The organism is Streptomyces seoulensis, from assembly GCF_022846655.1.
Classification (GTDB): Bacteria; Actinomycetota; Actinomycetes; order Streptomycetales; family Streptomycetaceae; genus Streptomyces.
In genome coordinates, this window is record NZ_AP025667.1 from 4,339,883 (window position 1) to 4,361,961 (window position 22,079).

At 71.7% G+C, this 22,079-nt stretch carries 19 protein-coding genes; 13 read left to right on the plus strand and 6 right to left on the minus strand.

Annotated features, from left to right (window positions below):
* Positions 1-56: 56 nt before the first annotated feature.
* Together HEK131_RS20035 and HEK131_RS20040 are read right to left on the minus strand one after the other, a co-directional pair.
* A complete protein-coding gene (locus HEK131_RS20035; RefSeq protein ID WP_244336412.1) occupies positions 57-2,465 on the minus strand; it encodes an MFS transporter in 2,409 nt (802 codons plus the stop codon).
* 155 nt (positions 2,466-2,620) lie between these two features.
* On the minus strand, positions 2,621-3,064 hold the full coding sequence (locus tag HEK131_RS20040) for an SRPBCC family protein (RefSeq protein WP_217465342.1): 444 nt from the start codon (positions 3,062-3,064) through the stop codon (positions 2,621-2,623).
* Positions 3,065-3,197: 133 nt separating this feature from the next.
* Here HEK131_RS20040 and HEK131_RS20045 point away from each other — a divergent pair, with 133 nt between their 5' ends.
* Positions 3,198-4,244 carry an Rv2578c family radical SAM protein gene (locus tag HEK131_RS20045; RefSeq protein WP_244336413.1) on the plus strand — a complete coding sequence of 349 codons (1,047 nt, stop codon included), beginning with the start codon at positions 3,198-3,200 and terminating at the stop codon, positions 4,242-4,244.
* A gap of 141 nt (positions 4,245-4,385) precedes the next feature.
* Positions 4,386-5,942 (plus strand): alpha/beta hydrolase, encoded by a 1,557-nt coding sequence (locus HEK131_RS20050; protein WP_244336414.1) that lies wholly within the window; start codon positions 4,386-4,388, stop codon positions 5,940-5,942.
* A gap of 16 nt (positions 5,943-5,958) precedes the next feature.
* Here the strand turns inward: HEK131_RS20050 and HEK131_RS20055 are convergent, their stop codons facing one another.
* The gene (locus tag HEK131_RS20055) at positions 5,959-6,543 is read right to left on the minus strand and encodes an adenylosuccinate lyase (RefSeq protein ID WP_217465234.1); all 585 of its coding nucleotides are present in this window, start codon (positions 6,541-6,543) and stop codon (positions 5,959-5,961) included.
* 344 nt (positions 6,544-6,887) lie between these two features.
* Between HEK131_RS20055 and HEK131_RS20060 the strand changes: the two genes are divergently transcribed.
* The 9 genes from HEK131_RS20060 to pssA all read left to right on the plus strand — a co-directional run bounded on the left by HEK131_RS20060 (position 6,888) and on the right by pssA (position 17,836).
* Positions 6,888-8,693, plus strand: coding sequence for a 3-hydroxyacyl-CoA dehydrogenase family protein (locus HEK131_RS20060; RefSeq protein ID WP_244336415.1), 1,806 nt, complete (start codon positions 6,888-6,890; stop codon positions 8,691-8,693).
* A 154-nt stretch (positions 8,694-8,847) separates the two neighbouring features.
* Positions 8,848-9,666, plus strand: a complete 819-nt coding sequence (locus HEK131_RS20065; RefSeq protein ID WP_244336416.1) for a TetR family transcriptional regulator — start codon at positions 8,848-8,850, stop codon at positions 9,664-9,666.
* Between the two features lie 425 nt (positions 9,667-10,091).
* Complete coding sequence (ccrA, locus tag HEK131_RS20070) at positions 10,092-11,435, plus strand: crotonyl-CoA carboxylase/reductase (protein WP_217465236.1); 1,344 nt, start codon at positions 10,092-10,094, stop codon at positions 11,433-11,435.
* Between the two features lie 19 nt (positions 11,436-11,454).
* Positions 11,455-13,482 carry a protein meaA gene (locus tag HEK131_RS20075; RefSeq protein WP_244336417.1) on the plus strand — a complete coding sequence of 676 codons (2,028 nt, stop codon included), beginning with the start codon at positions 11,455-11,457 and terminating at the stop codon, positions 13,480-13,482.
* Entirely contained in the window at positions 13,479-14,444 is a 966-nt protein-coding gene (locus HEK131_RS20080) for an HpcH/HpaI aldolase/citrate lyase family protein (protein ID WP_244336418.1), read from the plus strand. Before HEK131_RS20075 ends, HEK131_RS20080 begins: the two co-directional genes overlap by 4 nt.
* A gap of 2 nt (positions 14,445-14,446) precedes the next feature.
* On the plus strand, positions 14,447-14,959 hold the full coding sequence (locus tag HEK131_RS20085; RefSeq protein WP_244452085.1) for a MaoC family dehydratase: 513 nt from the start codon (positions 14,447-14,449) through the stop codon (positions 14,957-14,959).
* Entirely contained in the window at positions 14,960-16,165 is a 1,206-nt protein-coding gene (locus tag HEK131_RS20090; RefSeq protein WP_217465239.1) for an acyl-CoA dehydrogenase family protein, read from the plus strand.
* Positions 16,166-16,335: 170 nt separating this feature from the next.
* Positions 16,336-16,995 carry a phosphatidylserine decarboxylase gene (locus HEK131_RS20095; RefSeq protein ID WP_161146181.1) on the plus strand — a complete coding sequence of 220 codons (660 nt, stop codon included), beginning with the start codon at positions 16,336-16,338 and terminating at the stop codon, positions 16,993-16,995.
* A 22-nt stretch (positions 16,996-17,017) separates the two neighbouring features.
* Entirely contained in the window at positions 17,018-17,836 is an 819-nt protein-coding gene (gene pssA / locus HEK131_RS20100) for a CDP-diacylglycerol--serine O-phosphatidyltransferase (protein ID WP_161146182.1), read from the plus strand.
* 61 nt (positions 17,837-17,897) lie between these two features.
* On the opposite strand, the gene HEK131_RS20105 is transcribed toward pssA, so the two are convergent.
* The gene (locus tag HEK131_RS20105; protein ID WP_244452086.1) at positions 17,898-19,025 is read right to left on the minus strand and encodes a glycerate kinase; all 1,128 of its coding nucleotides are present in this window, start codon (positions 19,023-19,025) and stop codon (positions 17,898-17,900) included.
* A 150-nt stretch (positions 19,026-19,175) separates the two neighbouring features.
* Between HEK131_RS20105 and HEK131_RS20110 the strand changes: the two genes are divergently transcribed.
* The gene (locus HEK131_RS20110) at positions 19,176-19,670 is read left to right on the plus strand and encodes an NUDIX domain-containing protein (protein WP_217465240.1); all 495 of its coding nucleotides are present in this window, start codon (positions 19,176-19,178) and stop codon (positions 19,668-19,670) included.
* Positions 19,670-19,966, plus strand: a complete 297-nt coding sequence (locus tag HEK131_RS20115; RefSeq protein ID WP_244336419.1) for a hypothetical protein — start codon at positions 19,670-19,672, stop codon at positions 19,964-19,966. The genes HEK131_RS20110 and HEK131_RS20115 overlap by 1 nt, the downstream gene beginning before the upstream one ends.
* A gap of 64 nt (positions 19,967-20,030) precedes the next feature.
* Here HEK131_RS20115 and HEK131_RS20120 read toward each other — a convergent pair whose 3' ends face one another.
* Together HEK131_RS20120 and HEK131_RS20125 are read right to left on the minus strand one after the other, a co-directional pair.
* The gene (locus tag HEK131_RS20120; protein ID WP_217465242.1) at positions 20,031-20,540 is read right to left on the minus strand and encodes a methylated-DNA--[protein]-cysteine S-methyltransferase; all 510 of its coding nucleotides are present in this window, start codon (positions 20,538-20,540) and stop codon (positions 20,031-20,033) included.
* Between the two features lie 14 nt (positions 20,541-20,554).
* Positions 20,555-22,054, minus strand: a complete 1,500-nt coding sequence (locus HEK131_RS20125) for a DNA-3-methyladenine glycosylase 2 family protein (protein WP_244336420.1) — start codon at positions 22,052-22,054, stop codon at positions 20,555-20,557.
* Positions 22,055-22,079: the final 25 nt, after the last annotated feature.

The following is a 22,079-nucleotide window of genomic DNA, read 5'->3' on the forward strand; positions in this document are numbered from 1 at the left end:
GCAATCCGTGAATTCCGTCCCCGGGATCACGCCGGCCCCGCGGGGCCCGCTCCCGCTCAGTCCTCGTGCCCCAGTTGCAGGTCACGCTCGGTGCGGCCACCGCCCGCCACCTGCAGCACCGTGGCGACCGGCGGGTAGCCGGCGGCGATGACGGTGTACTCGCCGGAGGAGAGGTCGATGAAACGGAAGGTGCCGTCGGCGCCCGTGGTGAGGGTGTCGACGACGTTCCCGGCCGCGTCGAGCAGGGTCACGCGCGCGTCCTCCACGGGACGCCCTCCCCCGGCCCGGACGGTGCCCTTGAGCACGGCGCCGCCCGCGAGTTCGACGTCCTGGCGGGTCTCGCGGGACGCCTGGACGCTGACCGGGAGGGCGGCCGGACGGAAGGCGGGAGCGCTGGCGGCGAGGGTGTACTCCCCCGCGACCAGCTCGGTGATGACGTAGCCGCCCTCGCGGCCGCTGCGGGTGGAGGCGACGACCTCGCCGTGCACGTTGGTGAGGGTCACGGTGGCGTCGCGTACGGGGCTGCCGTCCGCGGTGAGCACGGCGCCCGCGAGGCGTCCGGCGCCGCCGAGGACCACGTCCAGTTCGACGGGCCGTTCGCCCACGGTGACGGAGACGGCCTGCGGCTGGTGGCCGCCCGCCGCCGCGATCAGCACGTAGGAGCCGGGGCCGGGGGTGGCGAGGGCGTAGCGGCCGTCGTCGCCGCTGGCACCCCGGCCGATCTGCACGCCGGCGACGTCGATGAGGGTGAGCGCGGCGCGGGGCACCACAGTGCCGTCCGGGTGCTGGACGGTGCCGCAGACCGCGATCCCGGCCGCGTGCGGCGAACGGGCCTGGGGTACGGGGACGCTGACCGGCACGGTGTCCGGGTCGGTGGCGGTGGGGGCGTGCTGGGACACCAGGGGTTTCTCCTTGAGGAAGAAGGCGATGATCAGGCCGAGGACGAGCACCGGCACCAGGTACAGGAAGATCCGGGGCATCGCGTCGGCGTAGGCGTGGATGTAGGCGTCGCGCAGCGCCGGGGGCAGGGCGTGGACGAGCTGCGGGGTGATCGCCTCGGGGTCGGGCAGCGCGGCCGAGGCGTTTGGCGGGAGGTCCTCGCGCAGGGCGTCGGTGAGCCGGTCGGCGAAGAGGGTTCCGAAGATGGCGGCGCCGACGCTGCCGCCGATCTGCCGGAAGTAGTTGTTGGCGCTGGTGGCGGTGCCGAGGTCGGCGGGGCGCACGGAGTTCTGCACGGCGAGCACCAGGACGGGCATGACCAGGCCGATGCCGGTGCCGAGGACGGCCATCCAGATGCTGTACGTCAGCCGGGAGGTGTCCACCTCCAGCCGGGACAGCAGCCACATGCCGAGCGCGGCGAGCGCGGCGCCGAGCAGCGGGTAGATCTTGTAGCGGCCGGTGCGGCTGATGAGCTGGCCGCCGATGATCGAGGCGCCGACGATGCCCGCCATCATGGGCAGCATCAGCAGACCGGACTCGGTGGCGCTGGCCCCGTCGACCATCTGGAGGAAGGTCGGCAGATAGCTGGCCGCGCCGAACAGGGCGACGCCGATGACCAGTCCTACCAGGCCGGTGATGTTGAAGACGGAGTCGCGGAACAGCCGCAGCGGCATGAGGGGTTCGGCGGCGAACCGCTCCGCGACGAGGAAGAGCAGCGCGGCGGCGAGCGCGCCCGCGCCGAGGCCGATGATCTCCTTGGAGTCCCAGGCGTATTCGGTGCCGCCCCAACTGGTCAGCAGCACGAGGCAGGTGGAGGCGGCGGCGAGCAGCAGGGCGCCGGGCACGTCGAGGCGGCCGCGCCTCTTCGGCCGGGGCAGCTTCAGCACGACGGCGACGACGGCGAGGGTGACCAGGCCGAAGGGGACGTTGATGTAGAAGCACCAGCGCCAGGAGAGGTGGTCGGTGAAGTAGCCGCCGAGCAGGGGGCCCGCGACGGAGGCGAGGCCAAAGACGGCGCCGATCAGGCCCATGTAGCGGCCGCGCTGCCGGGGCGGCACGATGTCGGCGATGATCGCCTGTACGCCGATCATCAGGCCGCCCGCGCCGACGCCCTGGACCGCGCGGAAGGCGATCATCTGGTCCATGCTCTGCGCCCGCCCGGCGAGGGCGGAGCCGATGACGAAGACCAGGATGGCGAACTGGAAGACGCCCTTGCGGCCGAAGAGGTCGCCGAGCTTGCCGTAGAGCGGCAGGCCGATGGTGGAGGTCAGCAGGTAGGCGGTGATCGCCCAGGACATCTTGTCCAGGCCGTGCAGCTCACCGACGATCTTCGGCAGCGCGGTGGCGACGATCATCTGGTCCAGCGCGGCCAGCAGCAGGGCGAGCATCAGCCCGATGAAGACCAACCGCACCTGGCGCGCGCCGAGTTCGGGTCCGGCGGCGGATGGTGGTGGGTCCAGGTGTTCGACCGGAGCCGGGACCGCCTCTGCGACCGGCTCCTCGCGCACCAGCGTCGTTCCGCCCACGTACCGCTCCCCTCGCTCGCACCTGTCGCACATCCCGCGTTACGCGACAACTGCGAACACATACGGCGAGTTACGGCATGAATCCGGTCTCGGCGGAGATCACTCGAACCGGTGAGGGGAGCAACACCCCCCGCACCGGCCGGTGTTTGGGGGTGTTACTTCTCGACCTCGGTGGCGAGCCGGTCGAGCACCGAGTCGTAGATGCGGCCCAGGCCCTTGGGGGCGAAGGTGCGCTCGAAGAAGCCGCCGATGCCGCCGGCGCCCTTCCAGGTCGTGGTGACCACGACACGGGCACGGCCTTCACCGGCCGGGGTGACACGCCAGGTGGTGACCATGGTGGAGTTGCGGTCCTTCTCGACCAGCTCGCCGTCGGTGGGCTCGCTCACCTCCAGCAGGCAGTCGCGCACGCGCTTGCTGGTGGCCTGGAGCTTCCAGTGGACGAGGGTGCCCGCGCCGTTGCCGCCCTCACGCACCTCGTACTCGCTGAAGTGCTCGGGGAGCAGCCTCGGGCGGGTGGACCGGTAGTCGATGAGCGCGTCGAACACTCTGTCGGCGTTCGCCGCGAAAACTCGTTCCGTAGTGGCCTCGACCTGCGCCATTGCTTCCTCCACGAGCTGATACCTCAGGTTTTCGGCAAGCCAACCACCCCGGCGCCCGGCCGCCCAAATCGGGGTCCGCCCGATCATGGGAACAGATGTTCTATTCTGGGTGACGAGCTACCGAGGAGGCGTCATGCGCTGGGAGAACCTGACCGACGAGTCCGGTGGTCACGGCCGGACCCCCGACGGCGCGCTGTTCGAAGCGGGCGCCGTCACGACTCGCACCTTCGACACCCCTGAGTTCAAGGGCATCACCTTCCACGAGGTCCGGGCCCGCTCGGTCCTGAACCGGGTACCGGGCGCCTCACGGATGCCGTTCGAATGGACGGTGAACCCCTACCGGGGCTGCTCGCACGCCTGTGTGTACTGCTTCGCCCGCAAGACGCACAGCTATCTGGACCTGGACACCGGGCTCGGCTTCGACTCGCAGATCGTGGTCAAGGTCAACGCGCCCGAGGTGCTGCGCCGCCAGCTCGCCTCGCCGCGCTGGGGCGGGGAGCACGTGGCGATGGGCACCAACGTCGACTGCTACCAGCGCGCCGAAGGTCGCTACCGGCTGATGCCGGGCATCATCGACGCCCTGACCGAGCGGGCCAACCCGTTCTCGATCCTCACCAAGGGCACCCTGATCCTGCGCGACCTTGACCGCCTGGTCCGTGCGGCCGAGGTGACGGACGTGGGCATCTCGGTGTCCGTGGGCTTCACCGACCCCGAGCTGTGGCGCACGGTCGAGCCGGGCACCCCGGCGCCCGAGCGGCGGCTCGACGTGGTGCGCACGCTCGGCGAGCACGGCATCGGCTGCGCGGTGCTGATGGCCCCGGTCATCCCCTTCCTCAGCGACCAGCCCGAGCGGCTGCGCGACACCGTGCGCGCCATCGCGGAGTCCGGGGCCACCTCGGTGACGCCGCTGGTGCTGCATCTGCGGCCCGGTGCGCGGGAGTGGTTCATGAGCTGGCTCGCCCGGCACCACCCGCACCTGGTGGCCCGCTACGAACGGCTGTACGCGGGCGGCGCCTACGCCCCCACCTGGTACCAGCGCCGGATCACCCGCCAGGTGCACGAGCTGGCGCGGGAGTACGGCATCGGGCCGACCCGCGCCGGTGCCACCCGGCGCATCCGCCCGGCCCGGACCGAGGAGCGGCCGGCCGAACCCGAGCCGACACAGCTCACCCTCATGTGAGGGCGTTCGAGGGCATCCGGCGACCCGTTCGGGTCAAGTACGGGGCCAAGACGCTCCGGAGCCGGGGATTGCAGGGACGATGCCGCGAGGACCGCGGCCCTCGCGGCCCGCGCCATCCTCCGTCCCGTGGAGTGCCCACGCATGAGAACACGCGCAGCCGTACTGGGCGCGACGGCCGTCCTGCTCGCGGCCTCCGCCACCGCCCTGCCCGTCCAGGCCGCCCCCGCCGCGCCGGGTCTCGCCTGGAAGGACTGCGGCACCGGCAACTACCCGACCCTCCAGTGCGCGTCCCTGAAGGTGCCGCTGGACCACGACCGGCCCGCCGGGCGGCAGATCACGCTCGCCCTCTCCCGTGTCCCGCACTCCGCGAAGACCTCCCAGGGGCCGCTGCTGGTCAACCCCGGCGGCCCCGGCGGCAGCGGGCTCGCCCTCGCCGGATTCGTCGCCTCCGCGCTGCCCGCCGAGGTGGCCGCGCAGTACGACGTCATCGGCTTCGACCCGCGCGGCGTCGGCAGGAGCACCCCGGCCCTGGACTGCGCCCCGGACCACTTCGCGCCGGTGCGCCCCGACACCGTCCCGGCCACGGCGGAGCTGGAGCGGCGGAACCTGGACCGGGTGCGGTCCTTCGCCACCGCCTGCGGCAAGGCCCACGCGGACGTGCTGCCGTACATCGACACCGTCTCCGCCGCCCGCGACCTGGACTCCGTCCGCCAGGCCCTCGGCGCCGGCCGCCTCAGCTACCTCGGCTACTCATACGGCACCTACCTGGGCGCGGTCTACGCCAAGCTCTTCCCCAGCCGCGTGCACCGCCTTGTGCTGGACTCGATCGTGAATCCCACGGGCGTCTGGTACGAGGACAACCTCACCCAGGACCACGCCTTCGACGCCCGCCACAAGGCGCTGATGGCGTGGATCGCCGGACACGACGAGGCGTACGGCCTCGGCACCGACCCCGCGCGGATCGAGGCCGACTGGTACGCGATGCGGGCCGCGCTGGCGAAGGACCCGGCGGGCGGCAAGGTGGGCGCCGCCGAGCTGGAGGACACCTACATGCCGGGCGGTTACTACGACGGCTACTGGCCCTACCTCGCCGAGGCGCTCGCCTCCTACGTCCACGACAAGGACACCGGGCCGCTGGAGAAGGCGTACGGGAAATTCGCCGCCGTCGACGCGGCCGGGGCCAACAACTACAGCGTCTACACGGCCGTGCAGTGCCGGGACGCGGCGTGGCCGCGCGACTGGCGGCGCTGGTCGCGGGACACCTGGGCGACGCAGCGCAAGGCACCCTTCATGACCTGGAACAACACCTGGTACAACGCACCGTGCGCGTTCTGGCCGACGAGCACCCGGCACCCCGTCAACATCGCCAACGGCAAACTGCCCCCGGCGCTGCTGTTCCAGGCGACGGACGACGCGGCGACCCCCTACTCGGGCGGCGTCATGACCCACCGCCTGCTGGCCCACTCCAGCCTGGTGGTCGAGCAGGGCGGCGGCAACCACGGCATCACCCTGACCGGCAACTCCTGCCTGGACGACCACCTGACCACCTACCTCACCGACGGCACGGTCCCCCGCGGCCGGGGCGAGATCGACGCGGTCTGCGACAAGTCCCCGGCCCCCGAGCCCCTGGACGCGAGGACAGCCCCCGCGGCCGCCCGTGGATCAACCCTGCACGGACTGCTGGGCTTTCACGGATGACCGCAGCACCTCCGCGTCAACCACTCTGTCTCTGACGGGGGATGCGGCCGAGCGCCGTCATCGCCGCCCCCGCCAGGGCAGGGTGGGCGAGCGCCTCCGTCAGTACGCGCTTCGCGCGAGGGTCGGCCAGGGTGCCCAGGCCCTCGACGCAGGCCAGGGCGACGCGGCGGTAGGGGTCGTGGGGGCGCAGTCGGCGTTCGAGGTTGGCGATGAGGGCGGGGACGGACTCGGGGGCGCGCAGCCGGACGAGGAGGCGTACCGGCTGCAGGGCGTAGGCGACGCGGAGTTCGTTGGTGGCGAGGGCGGCGGCCGCGCGGGCGGTGCGCGGGTCGCCGAGGGCGGCCAGGGCTTCGGCGGCCGAGGCGCAGCGGGGCGGGTCGCGGTGATTGAGGAGCAGCACCAGCGACTCGAACGCCCGCCGGTCCCCGGCGACTCCGAGCCGGAACGCGGCCAACTCCCTGGCCCACAGCGGCTGCCCGGGCGCGGTGAGCACATGGGCCAGCTCATCGTGATCCCCGGTGCCCACGAGCCTCTCGTACGCGGCCCCGCCCCGCGACTCCTGCCGTAAGCGTTCGGTGAGCACTCGCAACTCTTCGTCCACGTACCCAGCGTAGGCGGGTGGTGACGACTGAGGGAGGTACATCACAAAGCGAGTTGGCGCCGACCACTGGCGCGCTCGTTACTCGCTGGTTAAGCTCAGACGAGCGAGTTACCCACTCGCGCTTCGGCTGGCGACGGTCTGGTGACGCAACCGTCGAGAGCACGACCCGGCTCCGGGACAGGGCCGGGCAGATCGAGCCGTCCAGGGCGTGTGCGCGCCCGGCGTGACGGCACCGGGCGTGTGCGCTTCGCGGCCCGGCAACACCCGCATCCCCGCGCCCCGTTGCGCGTCCACGACGCGTCAGGCGCGTTCCTCGTCGTCACCACTCTTCCTGGAGTTCCGCGATGGCCACTCCCCTGTCCCACACCCCTCCCTCCCCGCTGCGGACGATCGCCGTGGTCGGTCTCGGCACCATGGGCACCGGTCTCACCGAGGTCCTGGCCCGGGCCGGCCGCGAGGTGGTCGGCATCGACATCGACGCCACCCAGGCCGCCCGGTGCGTCCAGGCGCTGGAGAGCTCCACCGCCCGCGCCGTCGAGCGCGGCCGGCTCACCGAGCCGGAGCGCGCCGCCGTCCTGGACCGGGTCACCACCTCCACCGACCTCGCGGCGGCGGCCGACGCCGACCTCGTGATCGAGGTGGCCCCGGAGTCGTACGAGATCAAGCAGCAGATCCTCTCCGAACTGGACCGGGTGGTGCGGCCGGAGACGATCCTGGCCACCGGCACCAACGCGCTGTCGGTCACCCGGCTCGCCGCCGGCTCGGAACGCCCCGAGCGGGTCCTCGGGCTGCACTTCTTCAACCCGGTGCAGGCGATGAAGCTGGTGGAGGTCGTCTCCTCGGTGCTCACCGCGCCGCAGGCGGTCACCGCCGTCACCGACCTCGCGTTCGAGCTGGGCAAGGAGCCGGTCCGGGTCGGCGACCGCCCCGGATTCGTCGCCGACGGCCTGCTGTTCGGCTACCTGAACCAGGCCGCCGCGATGTACGAGGCCCGCTACGCCTCCCGCGAGGACATCGACGCGGCGATGCGGCTGGGCTGCGGCCTGCCGATGGGCCCCCTCGCCCTGCTGGACCTGATCGGCGTGGACACCGCCCGCCGGGTCCTGGAGGCGATGTACACCGAGTCCCGCGACCGGCTGCACGCCCCGGCCCCGATCCTCAAGCAGCTCAGCCAGGCGGGCCTGACCGGCCGCAAGGCGGGGCGCGGCTTCTACACCTACGCGGCCCCCGGCAGCGCCGAGACCGTCCCGGACGCCCTCACCCCGGCACCCGGCGAGAGCGCGTCGGCGGGCCGTACGGTGCGCTCGGTGGGCGTGGCCGGGTCCGGCACGATGGCGTCGGGCATCGCCGAGGTGTTCGCCAAGGCCGGGTTCGAGGTCGTCCTCGCCGCCCGTACCGAGGAGAAGGCGCAGGCGGCAAAGGCCCGCGTGGGCAAGTCGCTGGACCGCTCGGTCGCCAAGGGCCGGCTGACCGCCGAGTCGGCCGCCGGGATGCTGGAGCGCATCACCCCGGCGGGCGGCTACGAGGCGTTCGCGGAGGTGGACCTCGCGGTGGAGGCCGTCGCCGAGGACCTGGACGTCAAGCGGCAGCTCTTCCAGGCGCTGGACAAGGTCTGCAAGCCGGGCGCGGTCCTGGCCACCACGACCTCCTCGCTGCCCGTCGTCGCCTGCGCCCGCGCCACCTCGCGCCCGCAGGACGTGATCGGGATGCACTTCTTCAACCCGGCCCCGGCGATGAAGCTGGTCGAGGTGGTGCGCACCGTGCTCACCGCCGACGACACGCACGCCACCGTCCGTGAGGTCTGCGCCCGGCTCGGCAAGCACCCCGTGGACTGCGGCGACCGCGCCGGCTTCATCGTGAACGCGCTGCTGTTCCCGTACCTGAACAACGCGATCAAGATGGTCGAGGAGCACTACGCGACCCTCGACGACATCGACGCGGCGATGCGGCTGGGCGGCGGCTACCCGATGGGTCCGTTCGAACTGCTGGACGTGGTCGGTCTCGACGTCTCGCTGGCCATCGAGAAGGTGCTGCACCGCGAGTTCCGCGACCCGGGCCTCGCCCCGGCGCCGCTGCTGGAGCACCTGGTGGCGGCGGGCTGCCTGGGCCGCAAGACCGGCCGGGGCTTCCGCGAGTATGCCCGCCGCTGACGGCGACGGTTTCCGGGACCGGCCGGAGTGGGGAGGGCTGCTCGAACCGGGCGGCCTCACCCCGCCCGGCCGGGCCCCCGCCCACCTTCAGGGCGAGGGCTCCGGGCACCCGGCACCCGCGCGTGGCACGGCGTCCATGCAGTACGTTCGGGTCATGTCCCAGCCCGTCAGGTCCTCACGTACATCCGCCTCCTCCGACGCACCGGAGAGCGCCGCGGGCGGTCGCGCCGCCGCCCAGCGGCTGAAGATGCGCCGGGAACTGGCGGCCGCCGCCATGGAGCTGTTCGCGTCCAAGGGGTACGAGGCGACCACCGTCGACGAGATCGCCGCGGCGGCCGGCGTCGCCCGCCGCACCTTCTTCCGGCACTTCCGCTCCAAGGAAGAGGCGATCTTCCCGGACCACGACGACACCCTGATCCGGGCCGAGGCGGTGCTCAAGGCCGCCCCCGCGCACGAGCACCCGCTCGACACCGTGTGCCGCGGGATCAAGGAAGTCATGAAGATGTACGCGGCCCAGCCGGAGATCTCGGTGGCCCGCTACCGGCTGACCCGTGAGGTGCCCACGCTGCGCGAGGCGGAGATCGCCTCGGTGGCCCGCTACGAGCGCCTGTTCACCCGCTATCTGCTGGGCCACTTCGACGAGCGGGCGCACGCCGACGACGCCAACGACGACCCGCTGCTGGCCGAGGTCGCCGCCTCCGCGGTGGTCACCGCCCACAACCACGTCCTGCGGCGCTGGCTGCGGGCGGACGGCCAGGGCGATGTGGAGGCGCAGCTCGACCACGCCTTCGCCATCGTCCGCCGCACCTTCGGCACCGGCATCGGCGCCGGCCGGAGCACGTCCGCCGGCACCGCGGCCCCGGCCCCGGCGACGGCTTCCACGCACGGCGAGGTGCTGGTGACGGTCGCCCGCACCGACGCCCCGCTGGACGAGGTCATGCGGACCATCGAGCAGGCGCTCAAGGAGCGCTGAGCAAGCCCTCTCCCGCTGTGACGACGGCCACCCTCCGGGGTGGCCGTTTTGGCATGCCGGGGGCCGCTTTCACCCGGCTCCCCGAGCCCGTTCGATCGATCATCGCTCATTTGTTACGTAAAGATTTCATGTGAGTGGAAGTTCTGGCACTCAGTGCCTTGCCGCCTGACACGCCGTGTCATACGTTGAGAGTGTCCGGACGGCCGGCGCGTAGCGAAATCCCGCGCGTCGGCTGTCCCCGCAAGCCCCCCGGTTTGCGCGTCCGGACGCCTGCGTCACAGGCAACCTCCCGCGCCACAAAGCGCCGCCGAAGCACCAGCCGCCGAACAGACGGCCCACCCCTCGCACCCTCAGAGCGCACTTCCCGCACCGACGAAACCCCAGCGCCCCTCCCTGACAGGGCGCTCACCGCCGGAGGCAATACCGTGACCGTGAAGGACATCCTCGCCGCGATCCAGTCCCCGGACTCCACGTCCGCCGACTTCGCCGCGCTGCCGCTGCCCGAGTCGTACCGCGCGATCACCGTGCACAAGGACGAGACGGAGATGTTCGCGGGGCTGGACACCCGCGACAAGGACCCGCGCAAGTCCACCCACCTCGACGAGGTGCCGCTGCCCGAGCTGGGCCCCGGCGAGGCCCTGGTGGCCGTGATGGCCTCCTCGGTGAACTACAACTCGGTGTGGACCTCGATCTTCGAGCCGCTGTCCACCTTCGGGTTCCTGGAGCGCTACGGCCGCACGAACGAGCTGGCCAAGCGGCACGACCTGCCGTACCACATCATCGGCTCCGACCTCGCGGGCGTCGTGCTGCGCACCGGCCCCGGCGTGAACGCCTGGAAGCCCGGTGACGAGGTCGTCGCGCACTGCCTCTCCGTCGAGATGGAGTCCTCGGACGGCCACAACGACACCATGCTCGACCCCGAGCAGCGGATCTGGGGCTTCGAGACCAACTTCGGCGGGCTCGCGGAGATAGCGCTCGTCAAGTCCAACCAGCTCATGCCGAAGCCGGACCACCTGAGCTGGGAGGAGGCCGCGGCCCCCGGCCTGGTCAACTCCACCGCCTACCGCCAGCTCGTCTCCCGCAACGGCGCCGGGATGAAGCAGGGCGACAACGTCCTCATCTGGGGCGCGAGCGGCGGACTCGGCTCCTACGCCACCCAGTTCGCGCTGGCCGGCGGCGCCAACCCGATCTGCGTCGTCTCCAGCGACCAGAAGGCGGACATCTGCCGCTCGATGGGCGCCGAGGCGATCATCGACCGCAACGCCGAGGGCTACAAGTTCTGGAAGGACGAGCAGACCCAGGACCCGAAGGAGTGGAAGCGCTTCGGCAAGCGCATCCGCGAGCTGACCGGCGGCGAGGACATCGACATCGTCTTCGAGCACCCCGGCCGCGAGACCTTCGGCGCGAGCGTCTTCGTCACGCGCAAGGGCGGCACCATCACCACCTGCGCCTCGACCTCGGGCTACATGCACGAGTACGACAACCGCTACCTGTGGATGTCGCTCAAGCGCATCATCGGCTCCCACTTCGCCAACTACCGCGAGGCGTGGGAGGCCAACCGCCTGATCGCCAAGGGCAAGATCCACCCGACGCTGTCGAAGGTGTACTCCCTGGAGGACACCGGCCAGGCCGCGTACGACGTGCACCGCAACCTGCACCAGGGCAAGGTCGGCGTGCTGTGCCTGTCCCCCGAGGAGGGGCTCGGCGTGCGCGACGCGGAGAAGCGCGCCGAGCACATCGACGCGATCAACCGCTTCCGGAACGTCTGAGCGCGGCGGAGGCCCACAGATGACACAGCGTCAGAAGGACCGGCCGTGGCTCATGCGCACGTACGCCGGTCACTCCACGGCGGAGGCGTCCAACGAGCTGTACCGGCGCAACCTGGCCAAGGGCCAGACCGGTCTGTCGGTGGCGTTCGACCTGCCCACCCAGACCGGCTACGACGCCGACCACATCCTCGCCCGCGGCGAGGTCGGCCGGGTCGGTGTGCCCGTCTCGCATCTGGGTGACATGCGCAGGCTGTTCCAGGACATCCCCCTGGAGCAGATGAACACCTCGATGACGATCAACGCCACCGCCATGTGGCTGCTGGCGCTCTACCAGGTCGTCGCCGAGGAGCAGGGTGTGGACGTCACCAAGCTCCAGGGCACGACCCAGAACGACATCGTCAAGGAGTACCTGTCGCGCGGGACACACGTCTTCCCGCCGGGACCCTCGCTCCGGCTGACGACCGACATGATCGCGTACACGGTCTCCCACATCCCCAAGTGGAACCCGATCAACATCTGCAGCTACCACCTGCAGGAGGCCGGGGCCACGCCGGTCCAGGAGATCGCGTACGCCATGTCCACCGCCATCGCGGTGCTCGACGCCGTGCGCGACTCCGGCCAGGTGCCCGAGGAGCGCATGGGCGACGTGGTGGCCCGCATCTCCTTCTTCGTCAACGCGGGCGTCCGCTTCGTCGAGGAGATGTGCAAGATGCGGGCGTTCGGCCGCATCTGGGACCAGGTCACCCGTGAGCGGTACGGCATCGAGAACCCCAAGCAGCGCCGGTTCCGCTACGGCGTCCAGGTCAACTCGCTCGGTCTGACCGAGGCGCAGCCGGAGAACAACGTCCAGCGGATCGTGCTGGAGATGCTCGCGGTGACGCTCTCCAAGGACGCCCGCGCGCGTGCCGTGCAGTTGCCCGCCTGGAACGAGGCCCTGGGCCTGCCCCGCCCCTGGGACCAGCAGTGGTCGCTGCGCATCCAGCAGGTGCTGGCGCACGAGAGCGATCTGCTGGAGTACGAGGACATCTTCGCCGGCAGCCACGTCATCGAGGAGAAGGTGGCCGCACTGGTCGATGACTCACTTGCGGAGATGGCCCGCATCGAGGAGATGGGCGGCGCGATGGCCGCCGTCGAATCCGGTTATCTCAAGGCCCAGTTGGTCGCCTCGCACGCCGAGCGGCGGGCGCGGATCGAGTCGGGCGACGAGAAGATCATCGGCGTCAACATCTTCGAGACGACCGAGCCCAACCCGCTCACCGCCGACCTGGACACGGCGATCCAGACGGTCGACCCGGCCGTGGAGAACCGGGTGATCGAGGCCCTGGGCACCTGGCGGGACACCCGCTACCAGCCGCCCTTCAACCACCCGCGCCCCTGCAAGGCGCTGGAGAAGCTGAAGGAGGCCGCCAAGGGCACCGCCAACCTCATGGAGGCCACGCTGGAGTGCGCCCGCGCCGGGGTCACGACCGGCGAGTGGGCGGGGGCGCTGCGCGAGGTGTTCGGTGAGTACCGGGCGCCGACCGGCGTCTCCTCCGCCCCGGTGGCGGTGCCCGCCGAGGCCGGCTCGGCGATGGCCGGGGTGCGGGCGCGGGTGGACGCCACCGCGCGGGACATGGGCGTGGGCAAGCTGCGGTTCCTGGTGGGCAAGCCGGGCCTGGACGGGCACTCCAACGGCGCCGAGCAGATCGCCGTACGCGCCCGTGACGCCGGGTTCGAGGTGGTCTACCAGGGCATCCGGCTGACCCCGGAGCAGATCGTGGACGCCGCTCTCGCGGAGGACGTGCACGCGGTCGGCCTGTCCATCCTGTCCGGCTCGCACGCCCAACTGGTGCCGGACGTGCTGGACCGGCTGCGCGAGGCCGGAGCGCACGACATCCCGGTGATCGCGGGCGGGATCATCCCGAACGCCGACGCCGAACTGCTGAAGTCGGCCGGTGTGGCGGCCGTGTTCACCCCGAAGGACTTCGACATCACCGGAATCATCGGCCGTATCGTCGACGAGATCCGTAAAGCGAACAAGCTCGACCCCCTGGAGGTCCCCGCATGACGTCCCCCGTCAACCGCCTTCGCCCGCGCCGCTCCTGTCTCGCGGTGCCGGGGAGCAACCCGCGCTTCCTGGAGAAGGCGCAGGACCTCCCGGCCGACCAGGTCTTCCTGGACCTGGAGGACGCGTGCGCGCCGCTCGCCAAGCCGGAGGCGCGGCACACCATCGTCAAGTTCCTCAACGAGGGTGACTGGACGGGCAAGACGCGGGTCGTGCGGGTCAACGACTGGACGACCGAGTGGACGTACCGCGACGTCGTGACGGTGGTCGAGGGCGCGGGTCCGAACCTCGACTGCATCATGCTGCCGAAGGTGCAGAACGCCCAGCAGATCGTCGCCCTTGACCTGCTGCTGACGCAGATCGAGAAGACGATGGGCTTCGAGGTCGGCCGCATCGGCATCGAGGCGCAGATCGAGAACGCGCAGGGCCTCAACAACGTCAACGAGATCGCGCAGGCGTCCCCGCGCATCGAGACGATCATCTTCGGCCCGGCCGACTTCATGGCGTCGATCAACATGAAGACCCTGGTCGTGGGCGAGCAGCCGCCCGGCTACCCGGCGGACGCCTACCACTACATCCTGATGAAGATCCTGATGGCAGCCCGCGCCAACGACCTCCAGGCGATCGACGGCCCCTACCTCCAGATCCGCAACGTCGACGGCTTCCGCGAGGTCGCCGGCCGCGCCGCCGCGCTCGGCTTCGACGGCAAGTGGGTGCTGCACCCCGGCCAGGTGGACGCCGCCAACGAGGTCTTCTCCCCCTCGCAGGAGGACTACGACCACGCCGAGCTGATCCTGGACGCCTACGAGTACTGCACCTCCGAGGCGGGCGGCAAGAAGGGCTCGGCGATGCTCGGCGACGAGATGATCGACGAGGCCAGCCGCAAGATGGCCCTGGTCGTCGCGGGCAAGGGCCGCGCGGCCGGGATGCGGCGGACGACCAAGTTCGAGATTCCGGAGGCGTGAGCATGCAGTTCGGGCGCACCTACGAGGAGTTCGAGGTCGGGGCGGTCTACAAGCACTGGCCCGGCAAGACGGTCACCGAGTACGACGACCACCTCTTCTGCCTCCTCACCATGAACCACCACCCGCTCCACATGGACGCCAACTACGCCGGGAGCACGACCGACTTCGGCAAGAACGTCGTGGTGGGCAACTACATCTACTCCCTCCTGCTCGGCATGTCGGTGCCGGACGTGTCCGGCAAGGCGATCGCCAACCTGGAGATCGAGTCGCTCAAGCACGTGGCGCCGACCTTCCACGGCGACACGATCTACGGCGAGACGACCGTGCTCGACAAGTGGCCGTCGAAGTCGAAGGACGACCGCGGGATCGTGTACGTGGAGACCAAGGGCTACAAGCAGGACGGCACCCTGGTGTGCGTCTTCCGCCGCAAGGTCATGGTGCCGACCGAGACGTACATCAAGGAGCGCGGCGGCGAGCAGCCCGGCCGCCCGGAGCTCAAGGAGCAGGTGAAGTAGATGGCGCGCCTCGCCCGGACCGCCGGACTGACGGACATCCAGACGGAGATCCTCTCCACCGTCCGCGACTTCGTGGACAAGGAGATCATCCCGGTCGCCACGGAGCTCGAACACCGCGACGAGTACCCGCAGCAGATCGTGGACGGGCTCAAGGAGCTCGGCCTCTTCGGTCTGATGATCCCCGAGGAGTACGGGGGCCTGGGCGAGTCGCTGCTCACCTACGCGCTGTGCGTGGAGGAGATCGCCCGCGGCTGGATGTCGGTCTCCGGGATCATCAACACGCACTTCATCGTGGCGTACATGCTCAAGCAGCACGGCACCGAGGAGCAGAAGGACCACTTCCTGCCGCGCATGGCGGCGGGCGACATCCGGGGCGCGTTCTCGATGTCGGAGCCGGCGCTCGGCTCGGACGTGTCGGCCATCACGTCCAAGGCGGTGAAGGACGGCGAGGAGTACGTCCTGAACGGCCAGAAGATGTGGCTGACGAACGGCGGCACGTCCTCCCTGGTGGCCGTTCTGGTCCGCAGTGACGAAGGACACCCCGAGGGCACCGCGCCCCACAAGTCCATGACGACCTTCCTGGTGGAGAAGGAGCCCGGCTTCGGCGAGGTCCGACCCGGTCTCACCATCCCCGGCAAGATCGACAAGATGGGCTACAAGGGCGTCGACACCACCGAGCTGATCATGGACGGTCTGCGGGTGCCCGCGGACCGGGTGCTCGGCGGCGTCACGGGCCGGGGTTTTTACCAAATGATGGACGGGGTCGAGGTCGGCCGCGTCAATGTGGCGGCCCGTGGCTGCGGTGTCGCCCAGCGCGCGTTCGAGCTGGGCGTCGGGTACGCGCAGCAGCGGCACACCTTCGGCAAGCCGATCGCCCAGCACCAGGCCATCCAGTTCAAGCTGGCCGAGATGGCGACGAAGGTCGAGGCCGCGCATGCGATGATGGTCAACGCGGCGCGCAAAAAGGACTCCGGGCAGCGAAACGACCTGGAGGCCGGGATGGCCAAGTACCTCGCCTCCGAGTACTGCAAGGAAGTGGTGGAGGACGCCTTCCGCATCCACGGCGGCTACGGCTTCTCCAAGGAGTACGAGATCGAGCGCCTGTACCGCGAGGCGCCGATGCTGCTGATCGGTGAGGGTACCGCCGAGATCCAGAAAATGATCATCGGCCGCCGACTCCTCGAAGAGTATCGATTCCAGGGCTGATTGTCCCGAGACGGGGTGTTTTCGCCGAGAAGAAGATCACACCCCGTCGACGCTCTTCGGCCGCCGACTCGGCTTCCTGGCTTGCCCAGTTGCGCCCCGCGCCCGGTACGATCCCCGGAAAGCCGCCGTCCCCCGTCATTGCGCGGCATCATCCGCTACGAAGGTCATCCATGCCCCACAGCCAAACCTCTGCACCCAGCGACAGCCGAGCCGGCGGCGTACGCCTCGCGCGCGGAGCATCGCCGTGGCTCCTCCCGACCGTCGCCACCGCGGCCCTCAGCCTGGCGCGGGCCCGCCGCTCGGGCGTCGCCAAGGCCGTCGCCGTGCCCGCCACCGCTCTCGCGGCGGGCATGCTGTGGTTCTTCCGCGACCCGGAGCGCGAGATCGCCACGGGACGCGTCATCTCGCCCGCCGACGGTGTGGTGCAGAGCATCATGCCCTGGAAGGACGGCCGCACCCGCGTAGCCATCTTCATGAGCCCGCTCAATGTCCACGTCAACCGCGCGCCCCTCTCGGGCACCGTGACGTCGGTCGAGCACATCCCCGGCGGCTTTGTTCCGGCTTTCAACAAGGAGAGCGAGAACAACGAGCGCGTAGTCTGGCATTTCGACACCGAACTCGGCGACATCGAAATGATCCAGATCGCGGGCGCCGTTGCCCGCCGCATCGTGCCCTACATCCCTGAGGGCACGAAGGTCGAGCAGGGCGACCGCATCGGTCTGATCCGCTTCGGCTCGCGTGTCGACCTGTACCTGCCCGAGGGCGTGGAGGTCGACGTCGAGGTCGGGCAGAAGACCGTGGCTGGGGTGACTCGCATTGACCGTGATTGATCCAGAGACACAGGCGGGCTGGGTGCCCGAGGCAGACGAGGCCGGCGACGAGGAGGAGATGCCCCTCTCTATGCGCCTGTCGATAGCGGACACGCTCACGCTCGGCAACGCGACCTGCGGCTTCATGGCGGTGTACTTCACCACCACCGGCATCCTCATCCCGCACCTCACCGGCAGCCAGGAATCCGGCATGGCCCGCCACAGCGCGGCCACGGCGGTCATCCTGATGCTCTGCGCGGCGGTCTTCGACCTGTTCGACGGGCTGGTGGCGCGCAAGCTGCGCTCCTCCCCGATGGGCGCGGAGCTGGACAACCTCTCCGACCTGATCAGCTTCGGCCTGGCCCCGGCGTACTTCGTCCTCGTCTACGGCATGGTCGCGGACGACGCCCACCAGCGGGTGGCGGCACTGGGCGCGATCGTGGTGCTGCTGGCCGTGGTGCTGAGGCTCGCGCGGTTCTCCTGCGTGACGGTGAGGGACGGCATGTTCCAGGGCATGCCCTCGCCGTTCGGCGCGCTGACGGTCGTCTCCATCGTGCTGCTGGAGCTGCCCTTCCCGGCCACGCTGATGGCCATCCTGGGCACCGCCTGGCTGATGGTGAGCCGGGTCGAGTACCCGAAGCCGCGCGGCCGCCTCGCCGGCGCCATGCTGGGCTGGATCGTGCTGTCGATGGGCCTGCTGGCCGCGTGGGCCTTCGAGGCCCCCGGCGGTCAGCTCCTGCTCCAGACCGGCTGCGCACTCCAGCTCGTGATGGGCGCGGTGATCCCGCTGTTCGCCACGGCCCGCCGGGTGAACAACTTCCGCGACAACCGTCGGGAGGCGCGGGCGGCGCAGTTGCCGTAGCGCGGATCTCCTGGCCTCGGGGCCCCGGACCTTCTTCGGTCCGGGGCCCTTTCGCGTCGCCCTAGGAGTGTCGGGGCAGGTGCCGCTCGGCGATGCGGGCCGCGAGGCGTTCCAGGAGGGGGCCCGCCTCGGCGATGCAGACGGCGGGGTCGGGCTCCAGGGCGGTCAGCGGGTACGCGGCCGTGATGCCGGCCCGGTGCAGGGCCTCGGGCGGCAGGGTCAGGCGGCCGCACACCGCGACGACCTCCTTGCGGGCGGCGCGGGCCGCCGCGGCCACCCCGGCCGGGGCCTTGCCGCGCAGGGTCTGCTCGTCCAGGGCGCCCTCGCCCGTGATGACGAGGTCGGCGCGGGCCAGCGCGGCCTCGAAGCCCAGTACGTCGAGCATGACCTCGATACCGGCCCGGAACCGGGCGCCCAGCAGCAGCGCCGCGTACCCGGCACCGCCCGCAGCGCCCGCGCCTGGCCTGTCCGCGAGGTCGGGTGCCAGGACGGCCGCGAGACGGGTCAGCGCGGCGTCCAGCAGGGCCACGTCGGCCGGGGAGGCGCCCTTCTGCGGGCCGTAGACCGCGGCGGCGCCGTGCGGGCCGGTGAGGGGGTTGTCCACGTCGCTCGCGAGAACCAGGTCGACCGAGGCCAGCCGGGGGTCGAGACCGGTCAGGTCGGCGCGGGCGAGAGCGGTGAGCCCTCCGCCGCCGGGCGCGACCGGCTCGCCCCGCTCGTCGAGGAAGCGCGCCCCGAGCGCCGTCAGCATCCCGGTGCCGCCGTCCGTCGTGGCGCTGCCGCCGACCCCGAGGACGACGGTGCGGGCGCCCGAGTCGAGCGCGGCCCGCAGCAGCTCCCCGGTGCCGTGGGTGGACGCGGTGAGCGGGGCGAGGGTCCCGGCGGGCAGGCGGCGCAGTCCGCTCGCCTCCGCCATCTCCACGACCGCCGTGTCACCACGCACCGCGAAGGCGGCGGTCACCTCCCGCCCGAGCGGCCCGGCGACCCGCACCTCCCGGCGCTCGAACCCGGCCGCGAGAGCGGCGTCCACGGTCCCGTCCCCGCCGTCGGCGACGGGCAGCGTCTCGACCTCGACGCCCGGTACGGCCCGCCGCAGCCCGGCCGCCACGTGCGCGGCGACCTCCGCCGCCGTCAGCGACCCCTTGAACTTGTCCGGGGCGACGAGCACCCCGCGTCCCACACCGTCCACCACTCCGCGTCCCCTCACACTCGACCGCCGCCCTCGGGGACGGCGCGGCTTGCCACCCTAGGGCGTGTCCCCCACCACCCCCTGACCGGCCGGAACGCCACGACACCGGCCGCGCGGCGCTCGCCCGGCTGCCGTGGTTACCCTGCCTGGATGACCACCTCTGACGACTTCGCCACGTACATCGCGGGCCTGCCGCGCGTCCTGTCCGCCGCCGCGACCCTGTTCCGGGACGCGGAGGGGCGCGTGCTGCTGGTCGAGCCGAACTACCGGCCGGGGTGGGGGCTGCCGGGCGGGACGATCGAGTCGGACGACGGTGAGACGCCCCGGCTCGGCGCGCGCCGCGAGACGCTGGAGGAGATCGGTCTCGACCGGGTGCCGGGCCGGCTGCTGGCGGTGGACTGGGTGCCGGTGCCCGGCCACATGCCGCTGGTGGCGTACCTCTACGACGGCGGCGTCCTCACCGAGGCCGACCTCAAGTCGATCCGCCTCCAGGAGGAGGAGCTGCTGTCCTGGCGCCTGGTCCCGCGCGCCGACCTCCCCGACTTCCTGCCCCCTCAGCTCGGCCGCCGCGTCCTCGCGGCCCTGGACGCGGCGGAGGACGGCACCGGCCCGGCGGAGCTGGAGAACGGCCATCGGGCCGCCTGATGGACGAGGACGACCGCGGGTGCGTCGTCCTGGTGCTCGCCGTGCCGTCGGCGCTGCTCACGCTCGTCGCGGCGTACTTCTGCTGGACGGCGCTGACGATCCGCCCGTCCGGGCCCTGGGACGACGACGCCTACGCGGGCATCGTGCTGTCGTGCGTGACGGCCGTCGGGGCGGCGGTCACGGCGGCGGCGGTCTGGCTGCTGCCGCCGGTGCGCCGGGTCATGCCCTGGTGGTGGCCGCTGCCGCCGGTGCTCCTCGGGGCTGTGGCCGCGGTGCGCTGGGCGTCGGGCGGCTGAGCGGGGCGGTCCCCGTCGGCGCGGTGCGCTGGGCCGCGGGCGGGGCGGTCCCGGTGGGCGGCGTCTAGAACAGCACCCCCGTCTCCGCCCGGTCCGAGCCGCGTTCGAAGGTCAGCAGGCGGCGCTTGCGGTCCAGGCCGCCGCCGTAGCCGGTGAGGCTGCCGTCGGAGCCGACGACGCGGTGGCAGGGGACGATGATGCCGACCGGGTTGCGGCCGTTGGCGAGGCCGACCGCGCGTGAGGCGCCGGGGGTGCCGAGGGCGAGGGCCAGTTGGCCGTAGCTCCGGGTCTCCCCGTAGGGGATCTCGCCGAGCTGGTCCCACACGCGGCGCTGGAACGGGGTGCCGTGCAGGCCGAGCCGGACGGTGAACCGCCGTGTCTCACCGGCGAAGTAGGCCGTCAACTGCTCCTGGGTCTCGCCGAAGATACGCAGGGTGTCGTCGCGCGGGCCGAAGGTCTCGTCGGCCGGGCGGTGGCGCTGGTCGGTCATGTACAGGCCGCACAGGGCGTCGTCGGCGTCCGCGACGAGGGTCAGCGGCCCGTAGGGGCTGTCGATCACGGTGTGGTGTCGCACGGGAGTTCCTTGCTTCAGGCCGGGAGGAAGTTGATCGGGTGGCTGTCGGTCGCCCACAGGTACTGCACGGCGTAGGCCCGCCAGGGGCGCCATGCCTCGGCGCGGGCGGTGAGCGCCGCCGGGGTGCCGGGCAGGCCCAGGGTCTCGGCGGCGCGCCGGATGCCTAGGTCGGTGGGGAGGAAGGCGTCGGGGTCGCCGAGGGCGCGCATGGCGATGACGTCGGCGGTCCAGGGGCCGAACCCGGGCAGGTCCAGCAGGCGGGCGCGGGTCTCGGCCCGGTCGGCCTCCACGCCCAGGTTCAGGGTGCCGTCCGCGAGCGCGCCGACCAGCGTGGTCAGCGTGGCGCGGCGGCTGCGCGGCATGGCCAGCGTCTCCGGGTCCACGGCGGCCAGCGCGTCGGGGTCGGGGAAGAGGTGGGTGAGGCCGCCCTCGGGGTCGTCCAGCGGTTTGCCGTGCGCGGTGACCAGCCGGGCGGCGTGCGTGCGGGCGGCGGCCGTGGACACCTGCTGTCCGAGCACCGCGCGTACGGCGAACTCGGCCTCGTCCACCGTGCGCGGCACCCGGCGCCCCGGCGCGGCGTCCACCAGCGGGGCGAGCACCGGGTCGGCCCGCAGCCGCTCGTCCACGGCGACCGGGTCGGCGTCGAGGTCGAGCAGCCTGCGGCAGCGGCTGATGGCCACGGTGAGGTCGCGCAGGTCGCTGAGGGCGATCCGGCACCCGATGTGGGTGGCCTCGGGGGTGAGGGCGACGATGCCGTGCCCGTACGGCAGCCGCAGCGTGCGCCGGTAGGCGCCGTCCCGCCACTCCTCCACGCCGGGTACGGCGGTGGCGGCGAGGTGGCCGAAGAGGTTGTCGGGGTTCAGCGGCGCGCGGAACGGCAGCCGGAGCGTGAGCGTGCCCGCGGTTCCGGCCGCTTGCGCGTGGGGTGCGCGGGTGCGCAGGTCGGTCGGGGCGAGGGCGAAGACCTCGCGGACGGTGTCGTTGAAGGTGCGGATGGAGGAGAACCCGGCGGCGAAGGCGATCTCCGCCATGGGCAGCCCGGTGGTCTCTATCAGCAGCCGCGCGGTCTGGGCGCGCTGGGCGCGGGCCAGGGCGAGGGGGCCGGCGCCGAGTTCGGCCAGGAGCTGGCGCTCGATCTGGCGGGCGGAGTAGCCGAGCCGGGCGGCAAGTCCGGGCACGCCCTCGCGGTCGACGACCCCGTCCGCGATGAGCCGCATGGCGCGGGCCACCAGGTCGGCGCGGTGGTTCCACTCGGGGGAGCCGGGGGTGGCGTCGGGGCGGCAGCGCTTGCAGGCGCGGAACCCGGCGCGCTGGCAGGCGGCGGCGCTCGGGTAGAAGGTCATGTTCTCCGCCTTGGGCGGCACCACGGGGCAGCTCGGGCGGCAGTAGATGCGGGTGGTGAGCACGGCGGTGAAGAACCAGCCGTCGAACCGGGCGTCCTTGGACTGGACGGCGTGCACGCAGTGCTCCCGGTCGAAGGGGGCGTCGGGGCTCGTGGTGGTCGCTTTCCGCATGCCTCAAGCATCGGGCAGTTCGGCA

Excerpts from the sequence above, each read along its gene's own strand:
- HEK131_RS20040 (WP_217465342.1), bottom strand. The coding sequence starts at position 3,064 with ATGGCGCAGGTCGAGGCCACTACGGAACGAGTTTTCGCGGCGAACGCC.
- HEK131_RS20045 (WP_244336413.1), top strand. The coding sequence starts at position 3,198 with ATGCGCTGGGAGAACCTGACCGACGAGTCCGGTGGTCACGGCCGGACC.
- HEK131_RS20050 (WP_244336414.1), top strand. The coding sequence starts at position 4,386 with ATGAGAACACGCGCAGCCGTACTGGGCGCGACGGCCGTCCTGCTCGCG.
- HEK131_RS20060 (WP_244336415.1), top strand. The coding sequence starts at position 6,888 with ATGGCCACTCCCCTGTCCCACACCCCTCCCTCCCCGCTGCGGACGATC.
- HEK131_RS20065 (WP_244336416.1), top strand. The coding sequence starts at position 8,848 with ATGTCCCAGCCCGTCAGGTCCTCACGTACATCCGCCTCCTCCGACGCA.
- HEK131_RS20075 (WP_244336417.1), top strand. The coding sequence starts at position 11,455 with ATGACACAGCGTCAGAAGGACCGGCCGTGGCTCATGCGCACGTACGCC.
- HEK131_RS20080 (WP_244336418.1), top strand. The coding sequence starts at position 13,479 with ATGACGTCCCCCGTCAACCGCCTTCGCCCGCGCCGCTCCTGTCTCGCG.
- HEK131_RS20085 (WP_244452085.1), top strand. The coding sequence starts at position 14,447 with ATGCAGTTCGGGCGCACCTACGAGGAGTTCGAGGTCGGGGCGGTCTAC.
- HEK131_RS20090 (WP_217465239.1), top strand. The coding sequence starts at position 14,960 with ATGGCGCGCCTCGCCCGGACCGCCGGACTGACGGACATCCAGACGGAG.
- HEK131_RS20095 (WP_161146181.1), top strand. The coding sequence starts at position 16,336 with ATGCCCCACAGCCAAACCTCTGCACCCAGCGACAGCCGAGCCGGCGGC.
- HEK131_RS20110 (WP_217465240.1), top strand. The coding sequence starts at position 19,176 with ATGACCACCTCTGACGACTTCGCCACGTACATCGCGGGCCTGCCGCGC.
- HEK131_RS20115 (WP_244336419.1), top strand. The coding sequence starts at position 19,670 with ATGGACGAGGACGACCGCGGGTGCGTCGTCCTGGTGCTCGCCGTGCCG.
- HEK131_RS20125 (WP_244336420.1), bottom strand. The coding sequence starts at position 22,054 with ATGCGGAAAGCGACCACCACGAGCCCCGACGCCCCCTTCGACCGGGAG.